22 protein-coding genes and 1 pseudogene are annotated in these 25,613 nt (G+C 71.2%); 11 read left to right on the forward strand and 12 right to left on the reverse strand.

Annotated features, from left to right (window positions below):
* The first annotated feature begins 30 nt into the window (after positions 1 to 30).
* From glpK to OG858_RS09115, 3 genes are all read left to right on the forward strand, one after another.
* On the forward strand, positions 31 to 1,569 hold the full coding sequence (gene glpK, locus OG858_RS09105) for a glycerol kinase GlpK (RefSeq protein ID WP_086747097.1): 1,539 nt from the start codon (positions 31 to 33) through the stop codon (positions 1,567 to 1,569).
* A gap of 54 nt (positions 1,570 to 1,623) precedes the next feature.
* Positions 1,624 to 3,240, forward strand: coding sequence for a glycerol-3-phosphate dehydrogenase/oxidase (locus OG858_RS09110; RefSeq protein ID WP_086747098.1), 1,617 nt, complete (start codon positions 1,624 to 1,626; stop codon positions 3,238 to 3,240).
* Positions 3,241 to 3,396: 156 nt separating this feature from the next.
* Positions 3,397 to 3,969 (forward strand): SMI1/KNR4 family protein, encoded by a 573-nt coding sequence (locus tag OG858_RS09115; protein ID WP_086747099.1) that lies wholly within the window; start codon positions 3,397 to 3,399, stop codon positions 3,967 to 3,969.
* On the opposite strand, the gene mtnK is transcribed toward OG858_RS09115, so the two are convergent.
* Genes mtnK through OG858_RS09135 form a run of 4 tightly spaced genes read right to left on the reverse strand, consistent with a single transcriptional unit; the run spans position 3,955 to position 8,900 of the window.
* Positions 3,955 to 5,130, reverse strand: coding sequence for an S-methyl-5-thioribose kinase (gene mtnK / locus OG858_RS09120; RefSeq protein WP_319263393.1), 1,176 nt, complete (start codon positions 5,128 to 5,130; stop codon positions 3,955 to 3,957). The two genes, OG858_RS09115 and mtnK, sit on opposite strands and share 15 nt — an antisense overlap.
* A gap of 15 nt (positions 5,131 to 5,145) precedes the next feature.
* Positions 5,146 to 6,192, reverse strand: coding sequence for an ABC transporter permease (locus OG858_RS09125; protein ID WP_086747101.1), 1,047 nt, complete (start codon positions 6,190 to 6,192; stop codon positions 5,146 to 5,148).
* Between the two features lie 58 nt (positions 6,193 to 6,250).
* Complete coding sequence (locus OG858_RS09130; protein WP_328545004.1) at positions 6,251 to 7,804, reverse strand: sugar ABC transporter ATP-binding protein; 1,554 nt, start codon at positions 7,802 to 7,804, stop codon at positions 6,251 to 6,253.
* Positions 7,791 to 8,900: a substrate-binding domain-containing protein gene (locus OG858_RS09135; RefSeq protein WP_086747103.1), complete on the reverse strand. Its 1,110-nt coding sequence runs from the start codon at positions 8,898 to 8,900 to the stop codon at positions 7,791 to 7,793. The genes OG858_RS09130 and OG858_RS09135 overlap by 14 nt, the downstream gene beginning before the upstream one ends.
* 594 nt (positions 8,901 to 9,494) lie before the next feature.
* Here OG858_RS09135 and OG858_RS09140 point away from each other — a divergent pair.
* The 3 genes from OG858_RS09140 to mtnB are packed head-to-tail and all read left to right on the forward strand — an operon-like array spanning position 9,495 to position 11,430.
* Positions 9,495 to 10,094: a 1,2-dihydroxy-3-keto-5-methylthiopentene dioxygenase gene (locus tag OG858_RS09140; RefSeq protein WP_086747104.1), complete on the forward strand. Its 600-nt coding sequence runs from the start codon at positions 9,495 to 9,497 to the stop codon at positions 10,092 to 10,094.
* Positions 10,091 to 10,825 carry an acireductone synthase gene (gene mtnC, locus OG858_RS09145; protein ID WP_328545003.1) on the forward strand — a complete coding sequence of 245 codons (735 nt, stop codon included), beginning with the start codon at positions 10,091 to 10,093 and terminating at the stop codon, positions 10,823 to 10,825. Before OG858_RS09140 ends, mtnC begins: the two co-directional genes overlap by 4 nt.
* Positions 10,822 to 11,430 carry a methylthioribulose 1-phosphate dehydratase gene (mtnB, locus tag OG858_RS09150; RefSeq protein ID WP_328545002.1) on the forward strand — a complete coding sequence of 203 codons (609 nt, stop codon included), beginning with the start codon at positions 10,822 to 10,824 and terminating at the stop codon, positions 11,428 to 11,430. Before mtnC ends, mtnB begins: the two co-directional genes overlap by 4 nt.
* A gap of 72 nt (positions 11,431 to 11,502) precedes the next feature.
* On the opposite strand, the gene mtnA is transcribed toward mtnB, so the two are convergent.
* Positions 11,503 to 12,534, reverse strand: a complete 1,032-nt coding sequence (gene mtnA, locus OG858_RS09155) for an S-methyl-5-thioribose-1-phosphate isomerase (protein ID WP_086747107.1) — start codon at positions 12,532 to 12,534, stop codon at positions 11,503 to 11,505.
* Between the two features lie 151 nt (positions 12,535 to 12,685).
* Between mtnA and OG858_RS09160 the strand changes: the two are divergent.
* The 3 genes and pseudogenes from OG858_RS09160 to OG858_RS09170 all read left to right on the forward strand — a co-directional run.
* Positions 12,686 to 13,199: pseudogene (locus OG858_RS09160) on the forward strand (amidohydrolase family protein); the annotation flags it as partial.
* Positions 13,200 to 13,266: 67 nt separating this feature from the next.
* Complete coding sequence (locus OG858_RS09165; RefSeq protein ID WP_086747108.1) at positions 13,267 to 13,938, forward strand: FadR/GntR family transcriptional regulator; 672 nt, start codon at positions 13,267 to 13,269, stop codon at positions 13,936 to 13,938.
* A gap of 158 nt (positions 13,939 to 14,096) precedes the next feature.
* Positions 14,097 to 15,122: a PAC2 family protein gene (locus OG858_RS09170; RefSeq protein WP_328545001.1), complete on the forward strand. Its 1,026-nt coding sequence runs from the start codon at positions 14,097 to 14,099 to the stop codon at positions 15,120 to 15,122.
* Between the two features lie 115 nt (positions 15,123 to 15,237).
* Here OG858_RS09170 and OG858_RS09175 read toward each other — a convergent pair whose 3' ends face one another.
* Entirely contained in the window at positions 15,238 to 16,245 is a 1,008-nt protein-coding gene (locus tag OG858_RS09175) for an SMP-30/gluconolactonase/LRE family protein (RefSeq protein WP_319263400.1), read from the reverse strand.
* A 252-nt stretch (positions 16,246 to 16,497) separates the two neighbouring features.
* On the opposite strand from OG858_RS09175, the gene OG858_RS09180 reads away from it, so the two are divergent.
* Positions 16,498 to 18,360, forward strand: a complete 1,863-nt coding sequence (locus OG858_RS09180) for a S8 family serine peptidase (RefSeq protein WP_328545000.1) — start codon at positions 16,498 to 16,500, stop codon at positions 18,358 to 18,360.
* Positions 18,361 to 18,504: 144 nt separating this feature from the next.
* On the opposite strand, the gene mshC is transcribed toward OG858_RS09180, so the two are convergent.
* From mshC to OG858_RS09200, 4 genes are all read right to left on the reverse strand, one after another.
* Entirely contained in the window at positions 18,505 to 19,734 is a 1,230-nt protein-coding gene (gene mshC, locus OG858_RS09185; protein WP_086750770.1) for a cysteine--1-D-myo-inosityl 2-amino-2-deoxy-alpha-D-glucopyranoside ligase, read from the reverse strand.
* A 265-nt stretch (positions 19,735 to 19,999) separates the two neighbouring features.
* A complete protein-coding gene (locus tag OG858_RS09190) occupies positions 20,000 to 20,869 on the reverse strand; it encodes an SCO1664 family protein (protein WP_086750771.1) in 870 nt (289 codons plus the stop codon).
* Complete coding sequence (locus OG858_RS09195) at positions 20,833 to 21,423, reverse strand: DUF3090 domain-containing protein (protein WP_086750772.1); 591 nt, start codon at positions 21,421 to 21,423, stop codon at positions 20,833 to 20,835. Before OG858_RS09195 ends, OG858_RS09190 begins: the two co-directional genes overlap by 37 nt.
* Before the next feature lie 96 nt (positions 21,424 to 21,519).
* Positions 21,520 to 22,206, reverse strand: a complete 687-nt coding sequence (locus OG858_RS09200) for a histidine phosphatase family protein (protein ID WP_086750773.1) — start codon at positions 22,204 to 22,206, stop codon at positions 21,520 to 21,522.
* Between the two features lie 119 nt (positions 22,207 to 22,325).
* On the opposite strand from OG858_RS09200, the gene corA reads away from it, so the two are divergent.
* Entirely contained in the window at positions 22,326 to 23,321 is a 996-nt protein-coding gene (gene corA, locus OG858_RS09205) for a magnesium/cobalt transporter CorA (RefSeq protein WP_086750774.1), read from the forward strand.
* A gap of 91 nt (positions 23,322 to 23,412) precedes the next feature.
* Here the strand turns inward: corA and OG858_RS09210 are convergent, their stop codons facing one another.
* Positions 23,413 to 24,201, reverse strand: coding sequence for a hypothetical protein (locus OG858_RS09210; protein WP_086750775.1), 789 nt, complete (start codon positions 24,199 to 24,201; stop codon positions 23,413 to 23,415).
* A 281-nt stretch (positions 24,202 to 24,482) separates the two neighbouring features.
* Positions 24,483 to 25,538 carry an LLM class F420-dependent oxidoreductase gene (locus tag OG858_RS09215; protein ID WP_086750776.1) on the reverse strand — a complete coding sequence of 352 codons (1,056 nt, stop codon included), beginning with the start codon at positions 25,536 to 25,538 and terminating at the stop codon, positions 24,483 to 24,485.
* Positions 25,539 to 25,613 lie beyond the last annotated feature (75 nt).

The following is a 25,613-nucleotide window of genomic DNA, read 5'->3' on the forward strand; positions in this document are numbered from 1 at the left end:
CCCATACCCAGTGACTTCCAGGAGCACACCGTGACCGACGCCCACACCGCCGGGCCCTTCATCGCCGCCATCGACCAGGGCACCACCTCCAGCCGCTGCATCGTCTTCGACCGCGACGGACGCATCGTCTCCGTCGACCAGAAGGAGCACGAGCAGATCTTCCCGAAGCCGGGCTGGGTCGAGCACAACGCCACCGAGATCTGGACGAACGTCCAGGAGGTCGTCGCCGGGGCCATCGAGAAGGCCGGCATCACCCGCGAGGACATCAAGGCCATCGGCATCACCAACCAGCGCGAGACCACGCTGCTCTGGGACAAGAACACGGGTGAGCCCGTCCACAACGCCATCGTCTGGCAGGACACCCGCACCGACGCCCTCTGCCGTGAGCTCGGCCGCAACGTCGGCCAGGACCGCTTCCGCCGCGAGACCGGCCTGCCGCTGGCCTCGTACTTCGCCGGTCCGAAGGCCCGCTGGCTGCTGGACAACGTCGAGGGTCTGCGCGAGCGCGCCGAGGCCGGCGACATCCTCTTCGGCACCATGGACAGCTGGGTCATCTGGAACCTGACGGGCGGTGTCGACGGCGGCAAGCACTACACCGACGTCACCAACGCCTCCCGCACCATGCTGATGAACCTGCACACGCTGGAGTGGGACGAGAAGATCGCCGAGTCCATCGGCGTCCCGCTGAACATGCTGCCCGAGATCCGCTCCTCCGCCGAGGTGTACGGCGAGGTCACCGGCGGCAGGCTCGGCGACCTGCTCGGCGGCATCCCGGTCGCCTCCGCGCTCGGCGACCAGCAGGCGGCCCTGTTCGGCCAGACCTGCTTCGAGGAGGGCGAGGCCAAGTCCACGTACGGCACCGGCACGTTCATGCTGCTGAACACCGGTGAGAAGATCATCAACTCCTACAGCGGCCTGCTGACCACGGTCGGCTATCGGATCGGCGACCAGAAGCCGGTCTACGCGCTGGAGGGCTCGATCGCCGTCACCGGTTCGCTGGTGCAGTGGATGCGCGACCAGATGGGCCTCATCTCCACCGCCGCCGAGATCGAGACGCTGGCGCTCTCGGTCGAGGACAACGGCGGTGCCTACTTCGTGCCGGCCTTCTCCGGCCTGTTCGCCCCGTACTGGCGCTCCGACGCCCGCGGTGTGATCGCCGGTCTCACCCGGTACGTCACCAAGGCGCACCTCGCGCGCGCCGTCCTGGAGGCCACCGCCTGGCAGACCCGTGAGATCACGGACGCCATGACCAAGGACTCGGGCGTCGAGCTCGCGGCCCTCAAGGTCGACGGCGGCATGACCTCCAACAACCTGCTGATGCAGACCCTCTCGGACTTCCTCGACGCCCCCGTGGTGCGCCCGATGGTCGCCGAGACCACCTGCCTCGGTGCCGCCTACGCCGCCGGTCTCGCCGTCGGCTTCTGGACCAACACCGACGACCTGCGCGCCAACTGGCGACGGGCCGCCGAGTGGACGCCCCGCATGGACGCGGAGACCCGCGACCGTGAGTACAAGAGCTGGCTCAAGGCCGTCGAGCGGACCATGGGCTGGCTCGAGGACGAGAGCTGAACAGGAGCCGACGAAGGCTCCGACACCGGCTCTGATGAGGAGTAATAACCCGACATGACCAGTCAGACCACCCTGCAGACCCTGCCTGCCCTGGGGACGCGCCCGGCGTCCGGCTCGAACCCGAGCCGTGCCGAGACCCGGGAGCAGCTCGCCAAGGCGTCGTACGACCTTCTCGTGATCGGCGGCGGCATCCTGGGCATCTCCACCGCCTGGCATGCCGCGCAGGCCGGGCTCAGGGTGGCGCTGGTCGACGCCGGCGACTTCGCCGGCGCCACCTCCTCCGCCTCCTCCAAACTGCTCCACGGCGGTCTGCGCTATCTGCAGACCGGCGCGGTGAAGCTGGTGGCGGAGAACCACTTCGAGCGCCGTGCGGTGTCCCGCCAGGTGGCCCCCCACCTGGCGAACCCGCTCACGTTCTACCTCCCCGTGTACAAGGGCGGGCCGCACGGCGCGGCGAAGCTCGGGGCGGGCGTCTTCGCCTACTCCGCGCTGTCGGCCTTCGGTGACGGCGTGGGCCATCTGCTCTCGCCGTCGAAGGCCGCGCAGGACGTGCCCGAGCTGCGCACCGACAACCTCAAGGCCGTGGCCGTGTACGGCGACGACCAGATGAACGACTCCCGGATGGCCCTGATGACGGTCCGCGCGGCCGTCGAGTCGGGTGCCGTCGTCCTGAACCACGCCGAGGTCACCGGGCTGCGGTTCACCAAGGGCCGGGTGACCGGTGCCGAGCTGCGCGACCGACTCTCCGGCGACGAGTTCGGCGTGAGCGCCCGGCTGGTGCTGAACGCGACCGGGCCGTGGGTCGACCACCTGCGCAGAATGGAGAACCCGGACGCGGCGCCGTCCATCCGGCTGTCCAAGGGCGCGCACCTGGTGCTGAAGCGGACGGCTCCGTGGAAGGCCGCGCTCGCCACCCCGATCGACAAGTACCGCATCACCTTCGCCCTCCCCTGGGAGGACATGCTGCTGCTCGGCACGACCGACGAGGTGTACGAGGGCGACCCGGCGGACGTGGCCGTCAACGACAAGGACATAGCCCAGATCCTGGACGAGGCCGCGTTCTCCATCCGGGACCAGCAGCTCGACCGTGACCTGATCACGTACTCCTTCGCCGGTCTGCGGGTGCTGCCGGGCGGTCCCGGTGACACCGCGAAGGCCAAGCGCGAGACGGTCGTCACCGAGGGCCGGGGCGGCATGCTGTCCGTGGCGGGCGGCAAGTGGACGACCTTCCGGCACATCGGCCGCACGATCATGAAGAAGCTGGAGGCGCTGCCGGGGCACCCCCTGGGTGAGGACTTCGAGCCGGTCGCCTCACTGCCGAAGAAGCTGCCGCTGCCGGGGGTCGCCAACCCGCGCGCGGTCGCCCACCGGCTCCTCGTCGACCGCCCGGCGCCCGGCCCCCGCATGGGCGCCGACACAGCGCGGCACCTGGCCACGCACTACGGGTCGCTGGCCTTCGACATCGCCCGTCTCGCCAACGAGAACCCCGAGCTGGGCGAGCGCGTCCACCCGGACGCCCCCGAGATCTGGGCGCAGGTCGTCTACGCCCGTGACACCGAGTGGGCCGAGACGGCCGACGACGTGCTGCGGCGCCGGACGACGCTGACGATACGGGGGCTGGCGACGGACGAGGTCCGCACGAAGGTCCAGGACCTGCTCGACAAGAAGTGACCCGGTCTCGGCGCCGCCCCTCCCCTGACCGGGGCCGGCGCCGACAGGGACGGCCCCTTCCGCCCCGGGGCCCGACCACGGAAGGGGCGGCCTCCCGGCTGGGGGGCCGCCCCTTCCGGCTGTCCGGTTGTCAGTGGCGGGTGTTCTCATGAGCGCATGGACATCGATCAGGCCGACCCGGTCGAGCTGGCCGCCCTGCGCGAGGCGTTCGCCGTGGACGACGGCGGGGCGTCGGCGCTCGGCTGGGCCGCGGTGCACGCCTTCGAGGCGGAGCACGCGGTGGTGCTCCCGGAGCCGTACCGCACGTTCGTCGCGGAGATCTCCGACGGCTCGCTCCAGGGGCCGCCGGAGTACGGGCTCATGGGGCTGGCCGAGCTGCCGTCCGACTGGGGGAACGACGGAGCCGACCGGGCCCTGGACAAGCCGTTCCCGCTCACCGCGTCCTGGCTGTGGGAGGAGGACGAGGGGCCGTACGAGGATCCGGACGCCGTCCTCGAAGCGGTCTTCGACCATGGCTCGATCGTGCTCGGTACGGACGGGTGCGCCATGAACTGGCACCTTGTCGTCACCGGCCCTCACCGGGGACACATATGGCACGTCACCGATGTGGGTGCCCTGCCGTTCGGCGCGGAGTTCGGGCAGACGACCTCCGCGCCCGGCTTCGCCGGCTGGGTGGCGCACTGGGCCGCGGGCAAGGAGTGGTTCGACGCCGAGTCAGCCGAGTGGTGAGGCCACGAGGTCGCGTACGGCCTCGGGTGAGGTCAGTTCCGTACGGCGGACGATGAGTTCGCGGCCCAGGAGCAGGGCGCGGCGGGAGGCCGGGGCCGGGTCGTCCAGGGTGGTCAGGTCCGTCAGATGGGCGAAGCCGATGACGCGGCGGACGAGTTCGGTGCCGGCGAAGCCCAGGGACTCCGTCCAGACGCGGCGCAGGAAGCGGTCCAGGTAGGCGTCGTCGAAGAAGGTGTCGACGCGGGTCGGCCAGAGGCGGCGGAACTCGGTCTCGAACGCCTCCCAGGAGAGGCGGAGCTGGTCGCCGTGGTCGGTGAGGGTACCCAGGGCGCGGGCCCGTTCCTCGGAGACGAGCGCGTTGGCCCAGTACAGGCCGAGGTCGAAGCCGATGGGGCCGACGAAGGAGAACTCGGGGTCGAAAACCCGGACGACATGGCGGCCTTCGCGTGTCCCGACCATGACGCTGCCCGAGTGGAGGTCGCCGTGCAGGAGGGCCTGCGCGCTCGTCATGAAGACATGGCGGAGGTCGGCGACCTCGGTGCGCAGGACGGTGTCCGCGCGGAAGGCGGCGGCCAGGTCGTCCAGCCCCGGGTGCCAGTGGTTGTGCTCGTGCTCGATGTACGGCTCGGAGAGGACGACATCCTCGGTGATCTTGCACAGCTCGGCGTTGACCGAGGCGGCGAGCAGCGCCTTGCGGTCGGCTGACTCCATGCCGAAGTCGCTGGTGGCGAAGGAGAGCCGGGCGACGAGGCGGCCGATCTGGGGTGAGGTGTGCGGTCCGTACGACGCGCCCTCGTTGAGGAGGGTGCGCAGGACCTCCAGGTCGGAGAGGTCCTCCATGACGAGGGCGTGGTTCTCGGGGTCGTAGCCGTGGATCCCGGGGATCTCGTCGGGGGCGACCTTGGCGAGTTGCTCGTACGCGCGGGCCTCGGCGTCGGCGCGCTCGGGGCTCAGCGGCCAGGACGGGCCGGCGACGCGGACCCAGGGCAGGGCCTGCTTGAGCGCGAGACCGCGGGTGCCTGCGGCGTTCGAGGCGAGGAAGACGCGGTTGACGTTGCCGTCCGAGACCTCGCGGACGGTGATGTCGTCCAGGTCCTCCCAGTGGCCCCGCTCACGCAGGTACGCGGGGATGTCGTCGGTCTCCAGGATGCGGTAGCCCATGGTCGGTGAACTCCCTTATGCGGTGCGGCGCTTGGACAACGTGAAGCTGAAGACCAGGGCGAGGATGAGGACCGCGCCCTCGACGACGTCCTGGGTGTAGTACGGCAGGCCCTTGATGGTGAGGCCCGTGGTGATGATGCCGATCAGTACCGCGCCGAGGGCGGTGCCCCAGACGTTCGGGCGGCCCCGGCCGAGGACAGAGGTGCCGACCAGTGCCACCGCGACCGCCTCCAGCAGCTGGGAGGTACCGGCGCTGACGTCACCCTGCCCGATGCGGGACGCCAGGATCAGGCCGCCGACGGAGGCGAGGACGCCGGAGAGGACGTACGCCAGCGCGCGGTAGGCGCCGACGCGGATGCCGGCCAGGCGGGAGGCCTCCGGGTTGGCGCCGATCGCGTAGAAGACGCGGCCCCAGCGGGTGCGGGCCAGGAAGACCCAGGCGGCGACGGTCAGCGCGCCGAAGACGACGACCGAGATCGGGATGGAGAGGACCGTGCCTCGGTCGATCTTCAGGAAGTCGGCGGTGAACCTGCCGGGTGCGGTGGTGCCGTCCTCCAGCGTCATACCGGGGGTGATCGACTGGCCGTCCACGAGGATCAGCTTGGTGCCCTGGATGACGAACATGGTGCCGAGGGTGGCCAGCATGTCGGGGATCTTCATCACCACGATCAGCAGGGCGTTGAGGAGGCCCGCGAGGGCGCCCGCCACGAGGACGGCGAGGATCGCGACCGTGCCGACCTGGTTGAGGACGACCATCGTGTGGGCGGCGACCGAGACGCCGAGGCCGGCGACCGCGCCGACGGACATGTCCATTCCGCCGACGGCCATGGTGAGGGTGACGCCGAGGCCGAGGATGGCGGCGACGGAGACGTACCGGAGGGTGTCGAGGAGGGTCGCCGACTCGCGGAAGGAGCCCTCGCTCAGCGCGAAGTACGCGAAGAGCGCGACCGTGACGAAGATGAAGCCGTACTTGATGACGGCGTTCTGGACGCGCACGGCCGTGGAGGCAGCGGGCGGGAGCGCCGCCTTGGCGGGGACCTCGGTGCTCTGGGTGGTGGTCATGGGTGCTTCCTCGGACTTCCTGGTCCTGGTCCTGTGGCTTCCTTGCGGCGGGCCGGGGTCACACGGACGCCGAGATGGCCCGGATGACGCGGTCGCGCTCCGCGTCCTCGCCGTACGCGTCGAGGTGGATCTCTCCGGCGGCGAGCACGACGACCCGGTCGGCGACCTCCAGGATTTCGTCGACGTCGGCGGACAGGACGAGTACGGCGGCGCCCTCGGCGGCGAGCGCGCGGGCGCGGCGGCCGATGTCGCGCCGGGCACCGATGTCCACCCCTCGGAACGGCTCGTCCAGGATGAGGACGCGAGGGGTCTCGGCGAGCCAGCGGCCGACGACGATCTTCTGCTGGTTGCCGCCGGACAGCTCCTCGACGGTGCTGTGCTCGTCGCGGGTGACGACGCCGAGGGCGTCGATCGTGTCTCGGCCGAGGGCGTGTTCCCTGGCCGTGTTCATCAGGCCCAGCCTGGACAGGGACCTGAGGAACGGCAGGGAGATGTTCTGGGCCACCGACCAGCCGGGGACGAGGGCGTCGGCATGCCGGTCCTCCGGGACGAGGTGGACGCCGCCGCGGATGGCGTCGGCGGGGCGGCGGGGCGCGTACGGCCGGCCGGCCAGCTCGACCGTGCCGGTGGTGAAGGGCTCGGCGCCGAAGAGACCGCGGGCCAGTTCGGTCTTGCCGGCGCCCAACAGGCCGACGACGCCGGTGACTTCGCCGGTGTGGATGTCGAGGTCGAGCGGGGTGCGGCCCTTGAGGAGGCGTACGCCCTTCAGGCACAGGACGACATCTCCCTGGTCGCCCTCCCGGACCGGGCGGGCGGTGGTCGTCTCCTGGGCCTGGGCGAGCATCGCGCGCAGGGCGGCGTCCCAGTCGAAGGGGCGGATCTGGTCCTCGGTGAGACGGCCGTCCCGCAGTACGACCAGACGATCGGCCAGGGCCTCGATCTCGCCGAGGCGGTGGGAGACGTAGAGGACCGCGATGCCGTCCTCTCTCATCCTCTCGACCAGCGCGAACAGGCGCTCGGCCTCGGCTGCGGAGAGCGCGGAGGTCGGTTCGTCGAGGATCAGCAGCCGGGGGCGGGTGGCGAGGGCGCGGGCCAGGATGAGCAACTGGCGGTCGGAGATGCCGAGTTCGGTGACGTCCTGCTTGAGGACGGCGTCGGTCCAGTCGAGGCCGAGGGCGGCCTGGATCTCCCGGGCGCGGGCGAGCAGCCTGCTCCCGTTGAGGAACGGGTTGCCCCGCTTCTGGGCCAGCTCCTCGAAGACGAGGTTCTCGGCGACGGTGAGGCCGGGGACGACGCCCTCGCTGATGCGCTGGTGGACGGTCTGGATACCCAACTGGCGGGCGGTGAGGGGGCTTTGGAGGGCGGCCGGGGAGCCGTCCACCAGGACCTCGCCGCCGTGGTCGGCGTGCACCCCGGACAGGATCTTGATCAGCGTGGACTTGCCGGCGCCGTTCGCGCCCAGCAGCGCGACCACGCTGCCCGGCGCGATGTCCAGCGAGACGGAGGCGAGCACCGTCCTGCCGCCGAAGGCCTTGCTGATGTCCCTCAGGCTGACGGCGGCGACACTCCTGCCGCCGTCAGCCTGTTCGTGGCCGGTGTCAGTGGGCGACATTCGAGATCCAGTCGGCGGTCGAGACCTGCGACAGGTTCAGCGCGGGCAGCGCCTCGCGCAGCTGGTCCATGTTCTCGATCTTCTTCTCACGCAGGAAGTCCTGGGTGATGGCGACGGCCGGGAACTCGACGGAAGTCTTGTTCAGCTCGCCGGCCAGCTCCAGGGCGGCCGTACGGACCACGGCGGCGCCCACCGCGGAGGGGTCGGTGCCCGCCGTGGCGACCCAGGGGCTGTCCTTGGCGGTGATGGCCTGGATGTCGGCGTTGGAGACGTCGGCGCCGAAGACCTTCACCTTGTCCTGGAGCTTCTTGTTCTGCACTGCGAGGACGGTGCCCTTGGCCAGCTCGTCGTACGGGGCGAAGACGCCCGCCACGTCGGAGTGCTGGGTGAGGGCGGCGGAGACGAGGGGAACGTTGTCAGTGGCCGTCGAGTCGGTGACCTTGCCGACCTTGAACGCCTGCTTCCAGCCCTGCGCGTCGACCGTGGACTTCCAGACGGTGTCGCGCTTGTCGAGGGCCGCGTAACCGGCGACGTTGACATAGCCGACCTTGGCGTCCTTGCCGACCTCCTTCGCCATCACGTCGAGGACGGCCTGCGCCATGCTCGCATCGTCCTGCTTGGTGGAGACGACACCCTTGGTATCGGTCTCCACGTCGTAGACGACGACCTTGATGCCCTTCTTCACGGCCTTGTCGATCTCCGGCTGGATCGTCGCCGGGAAGCCGTGGTCGATGATGATCGCCTTGGCGCCGGAGTTGATCGCCGAGGACAGGTCGGTGGCCTGCTTGGCGTTGTCGGCCTGTGCGTCGTACACCGTGAGGTCGATGCCGAGGGCCTTGGCCTGCGCCTTCGCGCCGTTGCCCCACTGCTCGAAGTAGTCGCCGGCGCCGCTCTGCCGGACCAGGGCGACCTTGACCGCGCCGCCGCTGAAGGGGGCGGGCTTCTTGCCGGTGGCGGCGGAGGCCTTGGCGGCGGTGTCGCCGGTGTCCTTGGAGGTGTCCGTCGACTGTGCGCACGCCGACAGGAGCAGGGCCGAGGCGGAGGCGAGGGAGAGCGCGGCGAGGGGGAGGCGGGTGCGGCGGGACGAGCGGGACATTGCGGCTCCAGGTACGGGGTGGTGCGAACACGCGTGAGTGCGTGGGTGCGCGAGGATGCGAGGGGATGGTGAAGCGGGGGTGCGGGCCCGGAGCGAGGGACGGGAATGAGCCACCGGCGGACGGCGGTGAACGCCTCGGGAACGAGGGCGCGTCGGAGCTCCGGGAGAGGTCAGCGACAGCTGGCCGTGGTCGACCGGAGCAAGTCCACGTACAGCCGCCGCACGAGCAGCAGCGTCTTCATACGCAGATCATGAGAACGATTTCAGCCATCCGTCAAAAAAATGGACGCCGGATCTCGATATTCGAGACAACGATTACGTCACACGCGATGCACCCATGACGGACACACCCTCGGGAGTTACCATCACGGGACCGGCACCCGACCCGGCACAGCGAGGCCCCGATGACGACACCGAGCGCAACAGCACTGCGTATGCCCTGCATGCGCCGCTGTACCGGCGCGCCGTGTCGTGGCTGACCCGCTGCACGCCGCTCCACTCGCCGCCCCAGTCGCTGCCCCTCCTCTCCCCCCTCCCTGTCCGGCGCTGGTCTCAGCATCCGGACTTCCCTTCCCGACTGCTGGAGTTGCTCTCATGACCCTGCTGACCACCTGGCCCGAGTCCGGACCGGAGACCCTGGTGCGTCGTACCTCCGACCCCGTCGAGATCGCGGCCGCGCTGGCGCCGCTCGGGGTGCGCTACGAGCAGTGGCCGATCCGCGAGGACGTGCCGTTCGATGCGGACAGCGAGACCGTGTTCGCCGCGTACGGCCCGGAGATCGACCGGCTCAACGCCGAGGAGGGCTTCACGACCGTCGACGTCCTCGGACTGCACCCGAGCGACGACCCCGGGTTCCCGGAGAAGGCGAAGGCAGCGCGCGCGAAGTTCCTGCAGGAGCACACGCACGACGACGATGACGAGGTCCGCTTCTTCGTCTCCGGTTCCGGCATCTTCTATCTGCACGTGAACGGCGAGGTGCACGCGGTCTACTGCGAGAAGGGCGACCTGCTGGGGGTGCCGCGCGGCACGACGCACTGGTTCGACATGGGAACCAGCCCCTCGTTCACAGCGATCCGGTTCTTCCACGAGGAGGACGGCTGGATCGGCAACTTCACCGGCTCCCCCATCGCCTCCCGCTTCCCGGACTACGACACGATCGACGCCGGGTACCAGCAGGACAAGGCAGCGGTGTGAGCCAGGTCTTCGACCTCGACGCCATCGACTCCGTGGTCCTCGACATCGAGGGCACCACCAGCGCCACGGGGTTCGTCGTGGGCGTGCTCTACCCGTACTCCCGCTCCCGCTTCGGAGCACTGCTCTCGGAGCGGAGCGGTGATCCAGAGGTGGCGCGGGCGGTCGCCCAGGTGCGGGATCTCATCGCCGAGCCGGACGCCGACAACGTTCGCATCGAGAAGGCCCTCGACGAGTGGCTCGACGAGGACCGCAAGGCGACCCCGCTGAAGACCCTCCAGGGCATCATCTGGTCCGAGGGTTTCGCCCGCGGCGACCTCGTCTCCCACTTCTACGACGACGTCCTCCCGGCCCTGCGCGCCTGGCACGCGGCGGGCGTACGCCTCCACGTGTACTCCTCGGGTTCCGTGGCCGCCCAGCGCGCCTGGTTCCGGTCGAGCCCCGAAGGCGATCTGCTGCCGCTGGTCGAGGGGTTGTACGACACCGAGAACGCGGGGCCCAAGCAGGAGGCCGCGTCGTACCGCACCATCGCGTCGGCCCTCGGCCTCGCCGCCACCCCCGACCGCATCCTCTTCCTCTCCGACCGGCCGGGCGAGCTGGACGCGGCGCGGGAGGCCGGCTGGCACGCCGTCGGCATCCGCCGGCCCGGGGAGCCGTACTACGAACAAGGCGTCGGCGACCACGCACAGACGGGGACGTTCGACGGGATCACCATCACCAGGAGCACCGCATGACCACCGAGATTTCGACACTCGACCTGGAGGAGGCCGGCGCCGTCCTGGCCGCCGAGTCGGCCCGCTTCGCCTCCTTCGGCTGGATGCGCGGCACCTCCGGCAACCTGTCGGTGGTGCTGTCGCGCGATCCACTGCGGCTGGCGGTCACCGCGAGCGGCCACGACAAGGGTGAACTGACGCCCGCGGACGTGGTGCTGGTCGACGGCGACGGTGCCGCGGTGCGGGGCGGCAGGCCGTCCGCGGAGGCCGAGCTGCACGCACGGGTCGCCGCGCTGACCGGTGCGGGCGCCGTGGTCCACGTCCACACCGTCGCCTCCGTGGCGATGGGCCGCCGTGAGCCCGGCGGCATCGTCTTCAAGGACCTGGAGATGCTCAAGGGTGTCGGCCAGCCCGCCCACGACGTCGAGGTCACCCTCCCGGTCATCACCAACAGCCAGGACATGAAGGTGCTGGGCGACCGTCTGGAGGCGGCCCGCGACCCGCGTATGCCCGCGGTGGTCGTGGCGGGGCACGGGCTGTACGTGTGGGGCGACACGCCTCGCCAGGCCCGCCACCACACCGAAGTGGTGGAGTGGCTGCTGGAGTTGGAGCTCTCCCAGCGCTGATGGCATAGCAAATGGCGGCTCGGTCAAGGTGACCGGGCCGCCATTTCGTTGGACGGGAATGGAGGGGCGGGCCTAGCGCAGGCGCTCGCCCGGCAGTTCGCCCGCCGACACCTCAAGGACGCCCCGCTCGGTGACCAGCCCCGTCACCAGGCGTCCCGGCGTCACGTCGAACGCCGGGTTGTGGCCCCGCGACTCGGCCGGCGCGGTCCGTACGCCGCCCCACTCCAACACCTCGTCCTCGCCCCGGAGTTCGATGTGGATGTCGGCGCCGGAGGCGGTGTCGAGGTCCACCGTGGTGGTGGGGGCCGCGACCAGGAAGGGGATGCCCGCGTCGGCGCAGGCGAGGGCGACGCCCACCGTGCCGACCTTGTTGGCGGTGTCACCGTTGGCCGCGATGCGGTCCGCGCCCACGATCGCCGCGTCGACCTCGCCCCGCATGATCGTGCCGGCGGCGGCCCCGTCGGCCTGGACGTAGTGCGGTATGCCCTCCTGGACCAACTCCCAGGCGGTCAGACGGGATCCCTGGAGGAGCGGACGCGTCTCGTCGGCGTACACCACCTCGACGCGCCCCCGCGCGTGGAGTTCACGGATGACCCCGAGTGCCGTACCCCATCCGGCCGTCGCGAGCGCGCCCGTGTTGCAGTGCGTCAGTATCCGCAACGGCCGGTCGACGCCCACCCTCTTCAACAGCCAGTCGGCGCCGTGCGCCCCCATCGCCCGGTTCGCCTCGACGTCCTCTCGCTGGACGGCGGCGGCCTCCTCCAGCACTGCCTCCAGCCCCTCGTCGAAGCGGGTCATGACGCGGTCCACGCACACCATCAGGTTCACCGCGGTCGGCCGTGCCTCGCGGACACGGGCGACAGCGGCACGCACCTCCTCGGCCGGCCGGCCCTCACGCTCGCCCTCCAGCAACGCGAGCGCCACGCCGTACGCGCCGGCCGCGCCTATCGCGGGCGCACCGCGGACGACGAGGCGCTGGATGGCGGAGACCAGGGCGTCGACGTCGCGGATCTCGACCGTCTCGGTACGGTGCGGCAGGACCGTCTGATCGATGAGCGCAAGACTGTTTCCTGTCCAGTCGACGGCGCGCAGTTCCTGTGGCATAGCGGGGCACTCCTGGTGTTCCGAGGGTGCCCGACACCGTACATGACCTCGAAGAATCGACGGGAACCACAGTTCGAGGCAGCGGTGCGCGCGTCCGGAAAGCGGTGTTACGGTCCAGCACCGCCCGCAGCCCGAAGGCCGATGTGAAGCCGGCCCGGAGATCGCGGCGCCGGCCCGCACCGGGACCTCGGTCGCGCACTGCCCGGTGTCGAACCTGAAGCTGGGCTGCGGGATCGCCCCGGTGCCCCGGCTGCTGAGCGCGGGCGTCACCGTCGGCCTGGGTACGGACGGGGCGGTCAGTTCCAACACGCTGGACGTGCCGGGTGCCGCACGGCAGGCCGCGCCGGTGACAAGGCGGCCGGTGATCCCAGGGCGGTCGGTGCCGAGCAGGCGGTGCGCATGGCGACGATCGAGGGTGCCCGCGCGCCGGGGCTCGGCGACCACCTGGGCTCCCTGGAGCCGGGCAAGCGGGCCACCTGATCGTGCTCGACCTGGGCGGACCGCATCTGCGACCGCGGCACGACCCTTGGTCCACCCTCGCCTACGCTGCACACTCGGCGGACGTGCGCGACACGGTCGTCGAGGGGCGGGTGCTGATGCGTGAGCGCGTCCTCACCACCCTGGACGAGGCCGCGGCTCTGGCCGACCTGGAGGCTTTGGCCTGATAGGGCCGACGGAGCCCCCATAATGAACTCAAGACATCGGATGTCTAAACGACAGGGAGGGTCTGCCATGGCAGTCACCGACGAGGCGATCGAGAAGATCAAAGGCATGATCGTCTCCGGCGCGCTGCGCCCCGGCGACCGGCTCCCGAAGGAGAGCGAGCTCGCCGCCGAGCTCGGATTGTCCCGCAACTCCCTGCGCGAGGCCGTGCGCGCCCTGTCCCTGATCCGCATCCTCGACGTACGGCAGGGCGACGGCACCTATGTCACCAGCCTGGATCCCCAACTTCTCCTCGAGGCAATGAGTTTCGTCGTCGACTTCCACCGCGACGACACGGTCCTGGAGTTCCTCGCCGTGCGCCGCATACTGGAACCGGCGGCGACGGCGATGGCCGCCCTGAAGATCAGCGAGCAGCAACTGGACGCGCTGGCCACTCAGCTGGACAGGCTCGGCACCGAGCCGTCGGTGGAGGAGCTGGTCGCCTGCGACCTGGAGTTCCACCGGGGCATCGTGCAGAGTTCCGGCAACTCCGTGCTCTGTTCCCTTCTTGACGGACTGTCAGGTCCGACCACCCGGGCCCGTATCTGGCGCGGCCTGACGCAGGAGGACGCCGTCAGCCGGACCCTGCACGAGCACCGCGCCATCCTGGCCGCCCTCCGCGACCGCGACGCCGACGCCGCGCGTTCCTGGGCCACGGTGCACATCGCGAGCGTGGAGCAGTGGCTGCGGTCGACGCTGTGAGAAGTTGATCACTTGCGGCTCCGGCGGCCGATGAGTGTCCGAGCCGTGCGAACGGGGCATTGATCCGTTCACTCCCCCGTGCAAGGGGGCTGCGGAGGCCCCCTCGGCACGCCGTAAGGTTGGGGCGTACGCGAGGGCACGTCGGAAGGAGGCGCTGGGTGATCGAGCTGGAGGGGGTTCCCGAGCTGATCGACCCAGTGATGGTGGCCGCGTTCGAAGGCTGGAACGACGCCGGCGACGCCGCCTCCACCGCGGTCGCGCATCTGGACAAGGAGTGGAAGGGCGAGGTGTTCGCGGCGCTGGACGCCGAGGACTACTACGACTTCCAGGTGAACCGTCCCACCGTGTGGCTGGACGGCGGCGTACGGAAGATCACCTGGCCGACGACAAGGTTGTCGGTGGTCCGGGTCGGCGGCGACAAGCCCCGCGATCTCGTACTCGTGCGGGGCATCGAACCGTCGATGCGGTGGCGCTCGTTCTGCAACGAGCTGCTGGGCTTCGCCCACGAGCTGGGCGTGGAGCTGGTGGTCATCATGGGCGCGCTGCTCGGGGACACCCCGCACACACGTCCGGTCCCGGTCAGCGGTGTCACGTCGGACCCGGACCTGGCGCAGCGGATGGATCTGGAGGAGACCAAGTACGAGGGCCCCACGGGCATCGTCGGCATCCTCCAGGAGGCGTGCACCCACGCGGGCGTCCCGGCGGTCTCGCTCTGGGCGGCGGTCCCGCACTACGTGTCGCAGCCGCCGAACCCGAAGGCGACGCTGGCCCTCCTGAACCGGCTGGAGGACCTCATCGACGTGCGCATCCCGCTGGGCGAGCTGCCCGAGGACGCACGCGCCTGGCAGGTGGGCGTGGACCAGCTGGCCGCGGAGGACAGCGAGGTCGCCGAGTACGTGCAGACGCTGGAGGAGGCCCGGGACACCGCGGAGCTGCCGGAGGCGTCGGGCGAGGCGATCGCACGCGAGTTCGAGCGATACCTCAGGCGCCGCGACGGAGGCGGCCCGGCGCCGGGCGGTCACGCCACGGTGGACGGGGGCGACGGGACCACCGGGGCGTGGAATCCCAAGGACAACCCCGGCGGGCGTACGCGGCCGCCGAAGCCGCCGCGGCCTGAGACCGAGACCGAGGCTGAGGCTGAGGCTGAGGCTGAGGCTGAGGACGAGGATTCGTCGGACGACTGAGACCCGGATCCGGGCGGGAGACACCGCGTGGGATCTTCGGGTCCGTCGTGGCTGGTCGCGCAGTTCCCCGCGCCCCTGGAAGCAGGACAGAGCGCGGGGTACGGCACCCCGGTGTCTACACGACGCTCCTCTTCACGGCCACCACCGCGTACGTCGTGTCCGGGGTCGGGGTCGTGGTGAAGCGGGCGTTGGGCAGGTAGAGGCGGTTCTTGTGGGACGCGACCGTCGTCGGGACGTCGAAGTCGGAGTCCGTGAGGCGCCCCTCGAAGATGCCGCTGCGGCCGTCGGCGGAGAGCTTGAACACGTCGATCGCGTTCTGGCGGTTCTGGACGACGTAGAGCCGCCGGCCGAGGAGCAGCAGGCCGTCGCCGTTGGTGAGGGGTGCCGCGTCGCCGAGGTCGACGAGCTCGGTGACGCCGGTCTTCGGGTTCACCCGGTGGAGGCCGCCCGCGCCGGACTGGACGACCAGGAGTGCCTTGCCGTCCGGGGTGCCGGTGATGCCGTTGGCATGGACGACCTCGCCGGGGGTCTGTGTCCAGTCGCCGCCCAGGGTGACCGTGACGACCTCGTCCGGGTCCGGCAGGCCGCCGTGGCCACCGAGCGGCAGGGCGTACAGGGCGGGCTGGAACGAGTCGGTGAACCAGGCGGTGCGCGAGGTCAGGAAGACGTCGTTGGCGAAGGTCGGCGTCTTCGTGGTGAGCGTGTACGACGCGATGATCGCGCCGGTACGGACGTCCACCACCCGGGCGCCCTGTCCGCGTCCGGCGACGAACAGCCGCCCCCGGTCGTCGAGTTTGAGCCCGACGGAGGGCGTACCGGGGCCCGCGGAGATGATGCCGCCCTCTCCTGTGCGCAGGTCGGCGCGGTAGATCGAGCCGTCGCCGAGGGAGCCCAGGTAGGCGTAGGGGCCGCCGCCGATGGTGATGCCCTCGGGGCGGAAGCCGTCGGGCAGGGGGATGAGGTCGGGCCAGGTGTGCTCGGAGGCTGAGGCGGAGGAGGCCACGGCCGAGGACCCGACGAGCAGGGCGCCCGCGGTGGCGGCGGACGTCGTGAGCAGTCTTCGCCGACTGATGTGACGAGCGGAGGGGGATTGCGGGGGGTTCGGGGGTTGCGGGGGTGCCACTGTGCGTCCCTTCCACGAAGGGACCGGCAGCTGGCCGGTCCGGCGTTCAACTGACGTCTGTCACCCCATCACATGCCGACCGGCCCCGCAGCCCTTGGACGTGCGACCGACAGTGCCTTGACAGCCCCAGGACAGCTTCCGGCCGGATTGTGACGGTCTGGACGACTCACCGCTCGCGTGCTTGGTTGTGCCCCGGGCCCAGGAGTTCCACGCGCCACCCGGCACCCGCAGGACCGAAGGGAGCGGTACGCGATGAACGACCAGGTACAGCCGGCCGAGGGCCCGGGAGCGTCCGGGCCGGGGCCCGACGGAGCGGGGTTCACCCATCGAGGATCCGAACAGGAACTGATCGTCGTCGCCCGCCCCGAGTTTCGGCTGCGGGCCGGGGCCGAGGGCGTCAGCTCGGCGGCCGGCGCGGACGTGTCGGCCCTGAACGTGTTCCTCGGCGACGAGCAGCTCGTCCTGGAGCCCCTGTTCGGGGACGAGGAACGACTCCGGGCGACCGACTCCGGTGACGACGGGGTACCCGACCTCGCCCTCTTCTACCGGGTGCGCGGCGCCCGTGCCCCGGGGCTGCGCTCTCGCATCGCGGCACTGCCCGGCATCGACACGGCGTACGTCAAGCCCGGCGCCGTACCGGCCTCCGTCGATTCCGCCGCGTCCGCCGGCTCGGCCACGTCCGTCGGGTTCGGCTCGGTCGACCGGGTCGACCCGGTGCGCCCGGTCGGCCCGGTCGGCCCGATGGGCTTCGACGGATCCGGCGGATCCGGCGGATCCCGCAGTCCCGACGGTCCGGAGGCCGGCAACGGCCGACAGGTGAGGGAGAGCGCCCCTCCGACTCCCGACCACAACGGCCGCCAGGGCTGTCTGCGCCCGGCGCCCGAGGGCATCGACGCGCACTGGGCCTGGCAGCATCCCGGTGGCAGCGGCCGTGGCGTGACGGTCGTCGATGTGGAGGGCGCCTGGCAGCTCGGCCACGAGGACCTGACCGCGAGGCCCGCGGGCGTCGCCGTCGGCATCCCGTCGGCCGACCTCGCCGGGCGCAACCACGGCACCGCCGTCATGGGGGTGCTCGTCGGCGACCGGGGCGAGCGCGGGACCACCGGCATCGTGCCGGACGCGGTGACGGCCGCCACGTCCGTCCACGCCATCGGCACCGCCGCGACGATCCGGGCGGTCGCCGACCGGCTCGGCCCCGGCGACATCGTCCTCGTCGAACTGCACCGCCCCGGCCCCGGGTTCGCGTACCAGCCGCGCGACGACCAGCGGGGCCACATCCCGCTGGAGTGGTGGCCGGACGACTTCGCGGCGATCCGGTACGCCACCGCGCGGGGCGTCCTGGTCGTCGCGGCGGCCGGCAACGGCGCCGAGTCCCTGGACGACGCGGTCTACGAGCACCGCCCCGACGGGTTCCCGGCGTGGTGGCGCAACCCGTTCAACCCGTCCCACCCCTCCTCCGGCGCGATCCTGGTCGGCGCGGGCGCCCCGCCGCCCGGCACCCACGGCCGCGACCACGGTCCCGACCGCTCCCGCCTCGCGTTCTCCGGCCATGGTGCCCGTGTGGACGCCCAGGGCTGGGGCCGCGAGGTAGCGACCACCGGCGGCTTCCGGGACCGGCCGGGCGACCTGCAGGGCGGGGCCGAGGAGGTCGTCCGGTACACGGACACGTTCTCCGGGACCTCGGCGGCCGCCTCGGTCGTGGCCGGAGCGCTGGCCGCGCTGCAGGGCATGCTCAAGGCCGCCGGCCGGCCACCGATGTCCCCCGGACGAGCCCGCGAGGTCCTGCGGGCCACCGGGTCCCCCCAGCAGGACGCCCCCGGCCGGCCCGCCTCCCAGCGCATCGGGAACCGCCCCGACATCAGGGCGGCCGTCGCCCACCTCCTCCCGGAGGCCGTCGGGTCCGGCACGGCCGAACGCTATTGGGACGAACTGCTCCCCTATCCCCGTGAACTCCCGCCCAGGCTGCGCCTGTTCGTGTCCGGCGCCTGGCGGAACCTGACCGACCCGTCCCCCGAGATCCGCCGGGCGGTCCACGCCGCCTTCGCCGGGGGACGTCCCGACGTCCGTGTGTGGTTCTCCGACGACGAGGTCGTCGGCCTGGTGATCACCGGGTGACGACCGCGGGCTCCCGGCCCCTGAGGAAGGCGAAGGGGCGCCTCCTCCGGCCGGAGGAGGCGCCCCACTGGTCTCGTGCCGTACGACCCGTGTGACACGTGCGACGTCTTCGGCGCCCGTGCAGAGTCGTTACTTCACGTGTTCCTACAGCGCCACGCCGAGCAGCGCGTCCACGGCGCGCGACACGACGCCGGGCGCGCCCTCGTCCGTACCGCCACGTTCCTGCTGGAGCACGGCCCAGCGGTCGACCGCCGCGAGCGCGGTCGGCGCGTCCAGGTCGTGCGCGAGGGCCTCGCGGATCTCCTCGACGAGGGCCTCGGCGGACGGTCCGTCGGGCCGGGACACGGCGGCGCGCCACCGGTCGAGGCGGGCGACGGCGTCCTGGAGGACCTGGTCGGTCCACTCCCAGTCGGCCCGGTAGTGGTGTGCGAGGAGCGCGAGCCGTATCGCGGCCGGGTCGACCCCGTCGCGGCGCAGCCTGGAGACGAAGACCAGGTTGCCCTTGGACTTCGACATCTTCTCGCCGTGCAGCGCGACCATGCCGGCGTGGACGTACGCCTTGGCCATGGGGAACTCGCCGGTCAGCGCCTGCGCGTGTGAGGCGCCCATCTCGTGGTGCGGGAAGGCGAGGTCGGAGCCGCCGCCCTGGACGTCGAAGCCCATGCCCAGGTGGTCGAGGGCGATGGCGACACACTCGATGTGCCAGCCGGGCCGGCCGCGTCCGAGGGAGCCGCCGTCCCAGCTGGGCTCGCCCTCACGCGCGGACATCCAGAGCATCGGGTCGAGGGGGTTCTTCTTCCCGGCCCGGTCCGGGTCCCCGCCGCGCTCGGCGGAGAGCAGCCGCATCGTGGCGGCGTCGAGGCGCGAGACCTTGCCGAAGTCCGGGTCGGCCTCGACGGAGAAGTAGATGTCCCCTTCGAGTTCGTAGGCGGCGCCGGAGGCCAGGAGCCGCTCCACGAGCGGAACGATTCCGGGGATGGCCTCGACCGCGCCGATGTAGTGGCGCGGCGGGAGCATCCGCAGGGCGGTCATGTCCTCACGGAAGAGGGCGGTCTCCTTCTCGGCGAGGGCCACCCAGTCGATGTCGTCGCGCGCGGCCCTCTCCAGCAGTGGGTCGTCGACGTCCGTGACGTTCTGGACGTAGTGAACCTGCCGCTTGGTGTCGAGCCACACGCGCTGGACGAGGTCGAACGCATTGTAGGTCGCCGCGTGACCCATGTGGGTCGCGTCGTACGGGGTGATACCGCAGACGTAGATACGGGCGACGGGACCGGGGTCAAGGGTGATGAGCCCATCGGTCGCGGTGTCGTGGATCCGAAGGTCGCGGCCCTTGCCGGGCAGGGCGGGGACCTCAGAAGCGGGCCAGGCATGCATGCCACGAGCCTAACCCGATCGCCGCATGACTATGCCGGGCGCCTGGGCACTCGGAGGTACGCCCTGTCCTGCGACTGCGGCCGGTACGTGAGTGATCGCGCAGTACCCCGCGTCCATGACGGGGCCCGCCCCAGCCGCCCGGCACGGCGCGACCGCCCCGGTTGCGGGCAGTCGTGCCGCCAGGAGCGCCACGGGTGGGCGCAGCGGCGCCTCGTGACCGCCGAGCTGCGGAACCCGCCCCCGGTCGGCCCCGGCGGGCGTGCTGTCAGACCGGTGGCCAGGGGATCGCCGGCCACTCCCCGCTCGGCTCCGGGTGCCGGCCGCTCGTCAGCAGCGCGGCCACCCGCTCCCGCGTGGCGTCCAGCTCAGCCGGTGTGATCAACGAGCCCAACTTCCCGGCCAGCGCCCCACCCTCACCGAGCGCGTCCCGCAGCCGCCGCAGCACCTGGACGGCCTCTTCGGTGAGCGGCTCCCCCGCCCACCCCCACAACAGCGTCCGGAGCTTGTTCTCGACGTTGAAGGTCACCCCGTGGTCGATGCCGTACAGCCGCCCCTCGGCGCCCGGCAGCAGATGCCCGCCCTTGCGGTCGGCGTTGTTGACCACCGCGTCGAGCACGGCGAGCCGCCGCAGCCGCCGGTCGTCGGCGTGGACGAGGAGCGCGGTCTCCCCGTCCCCGACCTCCGCGAACCCGACGGCCTTCCAGCCCTCCCCGGCTTCCTCGCCCTCCACGAGGGCCAGCAGTTCGGACCCCGGCTCACCCTCGATCCACAGCTGGCACATGCCCTCGCCGTACGGCCCGTCCCGCAGCACGGTGGGCGGGACGAGCCCCCAGCCGGTCGCCTCGGACACCTCGTACGCGGCTACCTCCCGCTGCGCGAGCGTCCCGTCGGGGAAGTCCCACAGGGGCCGCTCCCCGGCGACGGGCTTGTAGACGCAGGCGGCCTCCCTTCCCTCGTAGGAGACCGTGCAGTACAGCACCGCGTTGGACGCCTCCCGCACCCGGCCGCGCACGGTCAACTCGCCCTCGGCCAGCAGCCGGACCGAGGGCTGGGCGGACGGCTGGGCGGGCGAGGACGAGCCGGCGGAGGCGGAGGAGGTCACGCCCCGCGCCGGTATCCGTTCTGGCGCGGACATACGTGTCCCTCCGGATCGAGCGGCAGACTGCACAGCGGGCACGGCGGCCGCCCCGCGTTGACGACGTCGAGGGCACGCTTGGCGAAGGCACGGGCCTGTGAGCCGGTGAGCCGGACGCGGAGCATCGGCGGGCCGTTCTCCTCGTCCTGGAGCATCCGCTCCTCCGCCTCGGCCAGGTCCTCCTCGGAGTCGGCGTCCAGCTCGACCAGGGCCTGGGCCTCGACGATCATCCGCTCCTCGTCGCCGTCCCAGGCCAGCGCCATGGTGCCGACCCGGAACTCCTCCTCGACGGGGGCCTCCAGCGGCGCCGTGTCCGCGACCTCGGTGGGCGCGACGGCCGGCACCGCCGCACTTCCGCCGCTGCGCCGCACGACCTCGTCGAGTAGCTCGTCCATACGCTCGGCGAGCGCGGCGACCTGGGTCTTCTCCAGGGCGACACTGGTGACACGCTGCCCGGAGGAGGCCTGCAGGAAGAAGGTCCGGCGCCCGGGCAGCCCGACCGTACCGGCCACGAAGCGGTCCGGGGGGTCGTAGAGGAACACCTGACGGGACACGTCCTGTCTCCATTGGAATCGACGTCGGGAGCGGCCGCGCCGGCTGCTGACTGGTTCAGTGCCGCCGCGACCGCTTCACCCTACTGCGGTTGACGATCACGGTGCCCCCGCACCACCCCCGACGGTCGCGTCACCGCTCGGGGGCTGCTCACGGGGCGCCAGGGACGCGAAGTCCCCGGTGTCACCGAGGCGGACGAGAAAAGGCCTGAGTCGGGTGTAACGGATCGCGGTGATGGAACACGGTTCGACAGAGATCCGCTGGAAGAGGTCCAGATGAAGTCCGAGTGCGTCCGCGACGAGCGACTTGATGATGTCGCCGTGCGAGCACATCAGATACACGGCGTCGGCACCGTGCTCGCGCTCCACACGCGCGTTCCACTCCCGCACCGCCTCCGCGGCCCGGTGCTGCATGGCCCGCATCGACTCGCCGCCCGGGAACTCGGCCGCCGTCGGATACGTCTGTACGACCTCCATCAGCGGCTCGTCCTTCAGCTCGCCGAGCTTGCGGCCGGACCAGTCGCCGTAGTGGCACTCGCCGATACGCTCGTCGGTGTGCGGGCCGAGACCGGGCCGGGCGTCCAGGAGCGGGCGAACAGTCTCCTGGCAGCGCTGGAGCGGGCTGGTGACGACCTCGGCGATCGGCAGCCCGGCGAGGCGGCCGGGCAGCGCCGCGGCCTGCGCCGCGCCCCGCTCGTCGAGGGCGACCCCGGGCGTCCACCCGGCGAGCACTCCCTCGGTGTTGGCGGTGGAACGTCCGTGCCGGACAAGGATCAACGTGGGCATGCGCCCCAGCCTAGACGCCCGCCCGACGGCCCCCTTCGGCCCTGTGGACAAGGCCTCTGTGGGCAAGGCCTCTGTGGACAGGTCTCTGTGGACAAGGCCCCCCGAGAAAGGAACTCCCAGTGATCGTCGACTGCGCCGTCTACCACGACGGGCACCGCACCGAGGGCCCCGACGACCTCTCCGACGCCCTGGCCGCCGCCCGCGCCTGTGGCGGCTTCGTGTGGATCGGCCTGCACGAACCGTCGGAGAAGGAGTTCGCTCTGGTCACGGAGGAGTTCGCGCTGCACCCGCTGGCCGTGGAGGACGCCCTGAAGGCGCACCAGCGACCCAAGCTGGAGGTGTACGACGACTCGCTGTTCATGGTCCTCAAGCCGGTCGTGTACGAGCCGTCCAGTGACACGGTGACCACCGGCGAGGTGATGGTCTTCCTCGGCCACGCCTTCGTCGTGACCGTCCGACACGGCGAGGGCTCGCCCCTGGGCGTCGTACGCAGTCGGCTGGAGCGGGAGCCCGAACTGCTCGGCAAGGGCCCCACGTCCGTGCTGTACGCGATCACGGACGCCACCGTCGACCACTACCTGGACGTGGCGACGGAACTCCAGACCGACCTGGAGGAACTGGAGGCGGAGGTCTTCTCCCCCGACATCGGCGGCTCACGGAACACGGCGGCCCGGATCTACACCTTCAAACGCCAGGTCCTGGAGTTCCGCCGGGCCACCGGCCCCCTCGCCGCACCGCTCGTCCGGCTCTCCGGCACGGCCGGTCACACCACCGCGGTGCCCTTCGTGGACGAGAAGGCCCAGCCCTTCTTCCGCGACGTCAACGACCACCTCACCCGCGTCAACGAGTCCGTCGAGGGCCTGGACCGGCTGGTCTCCGACATCCTCTCCGCGCACCTGGCGCAGATGAGCGTCCGCCAGAACGACGACATGCGGAAGATCTCCGCCTGGGCGGCCATGGCCGCGATCCCGACCATGGCCGCCGGCGTCTACGGCATGAACTTCGAGCACATGCCCGAACTGCACTGGGTGTGGTCGTATCCGGCGCTGATGGCACTGATGGTCGTGACGGAGGTGCTGGTGTTCCGGCTCTTCAAGCGCCGGGGCTGGCTGTAGCCCTCCGCCGCGTGGCTCCGTGTTGCCGTGCCGGACGCGCGCGTGGACGAATCCCGACGCCCCACGCGCGCGTACGGGGTACGAAGGTGTGTCAGGCGAACTCGGGGGCCGCCGTCGCCGGTCCGCCCAGGGCGTCGCGGCGTGCCGGCGTCTCCAGCGTGACCATGCGGCGCCAGCCGAAGGCTCGCTCGTACGCGTACATGGCGTGGATGCCCCCGGCGAGGACGGCCGCCTTGGCCTTCGGCCAGCCCAGGATGCGCCCCATGCGGTCCATCACGGCGAGGCTGACGTCCCGGTAGACGGCGATCTCCGCGAGGGCGCACTCGCGCAGGGTCCGCTGGATGAGGCGCCCGTGTCCGGCGGCCGCGTAGCGCAGCAGTTCCTCGTGGGTGTAGGCGAGGTGGTTGTCCTCGTCGTCGGAGATCATCCGGACGGCCTTGCCGATCTCGGGGTGGCCCCCGAAGTGCTTGCGGAGCATCACCATCTGGTCGGCGGCACGCTGTTCGGTGACCCGGCTGTGGGACAGGTAGACGATGATGTCCCGCACCGAGAGGGTCTGGTCGGCCTTGAGCCTCTCGTGCGCGAGGCCGATGCCGCCGCGCTCCAGAAGCATGGTGTAGTCGGTCTCGGGCGGAACCTCCACGGGTTGGAGGCCGCGCTTCTTCATGAGGGCGTTGAAGATCCGCCCGTGCTTGTCCTCGTCGGCGCCATGGCGGGTGATCTTGGGTGCGAGGGCGCGCTCGCTCGGCGGGACGAGCGCGGCGATCCGCGCGTTCTCCCAGCCTCCCTGCGTCTCCCCGCCGGCGGCGATGGAACAGAACAGCCGGAACGACTCGTCGTTGTCGACGATCTCCTGGAACAGACTCTTGGCCGAAAGCATCGAAGACACCTCTCTGCAGGGGTCCTGGCAGGGGTCCTGCAGAGAACGAGTCAAATGGGGTACCAGGAGCCGGGCAACACCTGTGTCGGACAAATCCGCCGAACGGAGGATGCCGGGGCGGCGAAGGGGCGTAACCGAGCGGGGCGTGCCGCGTTGTCCCGGGTGACGGCCGTGGCGGGGAAGACCCCCGAGCCCCCACCACGGCCGTAGTACTTCCGGATCCCGATGTTCGGCCGATTCCGGCCGATTCGCGACTGTCGTCGGCCGCTGCGCCGTTCGGGTTAAGCGAGCCCGGCCAGCTCCATGGCCTCCGAGCCGGCCCGGAGCGACGCGATCCGCTCGTCCAGGGTGAAGCCCGCCGGGGCCAGCGTGAGGGTGGTGACCCCGGCCTCGGCGTAGGCCTTCATCCGGTCGGCGATGCGCTCCACGGAACCGAGCAGCGTCGTCTGGTCGATCAGCTCGTGCGGGATGGCGGCCGCGGCCCCGGCCTTGTCGCCGGCCAGGTACTTGTCCTGGATCTCGGCGGCCTCCTTCTCGTAGCCCATGCGCTGGGCGAGCTGGTTGTAGAAGTTCTGGTTGCGGCTGCCCATGCCGCCGACGTACAGCGCGGTGTAGGGGCGGAAGGTGTCGGCGAGCGTCGTCACGTCCTTGTCGTCGCCGACGGCGAGGGGCAGGGTCGGGCAGATGTCGAACCCGTCGAGGGTCTTGCCTGCCTTCTCCCGTCCCGCCCGCAGGTACTTGACCGCGGTGTCCTCCAGGTGCGCGGCCGACGGGAAGATCAGCAGGGCACCGTCGGCGATCTCACCGGTCTGCTCCAGGTTCTTCGGGCCGATCGCGGCGATGTACAGCGGGATGTGCTCACGGGTGGGGTGCACGGTCAGCTTCAGCGGCTTGCCGGGGCCGCCGGGCAGCGGCAGCGTCCAGTGCTCGCCTTCGTGCGACAGACGCTCGCGGGTCATCGCCTTGCGGACGATCTCCACGTACTCGCGGGTGCGGGCGAGCGGCTTGTCGAACTTGACCCCGTACCAGCCCTCGGAGACCTGCGGCCCCGAGACACCGAGGCCGAGCCGGAAGCGGCCGCCGGAGAGCGAGTCCAGCGTCGCGGCGGTCATCGCGGTCATCGCGGGCTGGCGGGCCGGGATCTGGAAGATGGCCGAGCCCACGTCGATGCGTTCGGTCTTGGCGGCGACCCAGCTGAGCACAGTGGCGGCGTCCGAGCCGTACGCCTCCGCCGCCCAGCACACCGCGTATCCCAGCCGGTCGGCCTCCTGGGCCACGGCCAGGTTGTCCCCGTCCATTCCGGCGCCCCAGTAGCCGAGATTGATCCCGAGCTTCATATAGACCCGCCTTCCCCTTACCGATCAGTAACGTCTTGTCGCGCCGACCCTACCGGGCTGGGCCGCCGCGGCAGA

The sequence above is a fragment of the Streptomyces europaeiscabiei genome (assembly GCF_036346855.1).
In the GTDB taxonomy this organism is placed as follows: domain Bacteria; phylum Actinomycetota; class Actinomycetes; order Streptomycetales; family Streptomycetaceae; genus Streptomyces; species Streptomyces europaeiscabiei.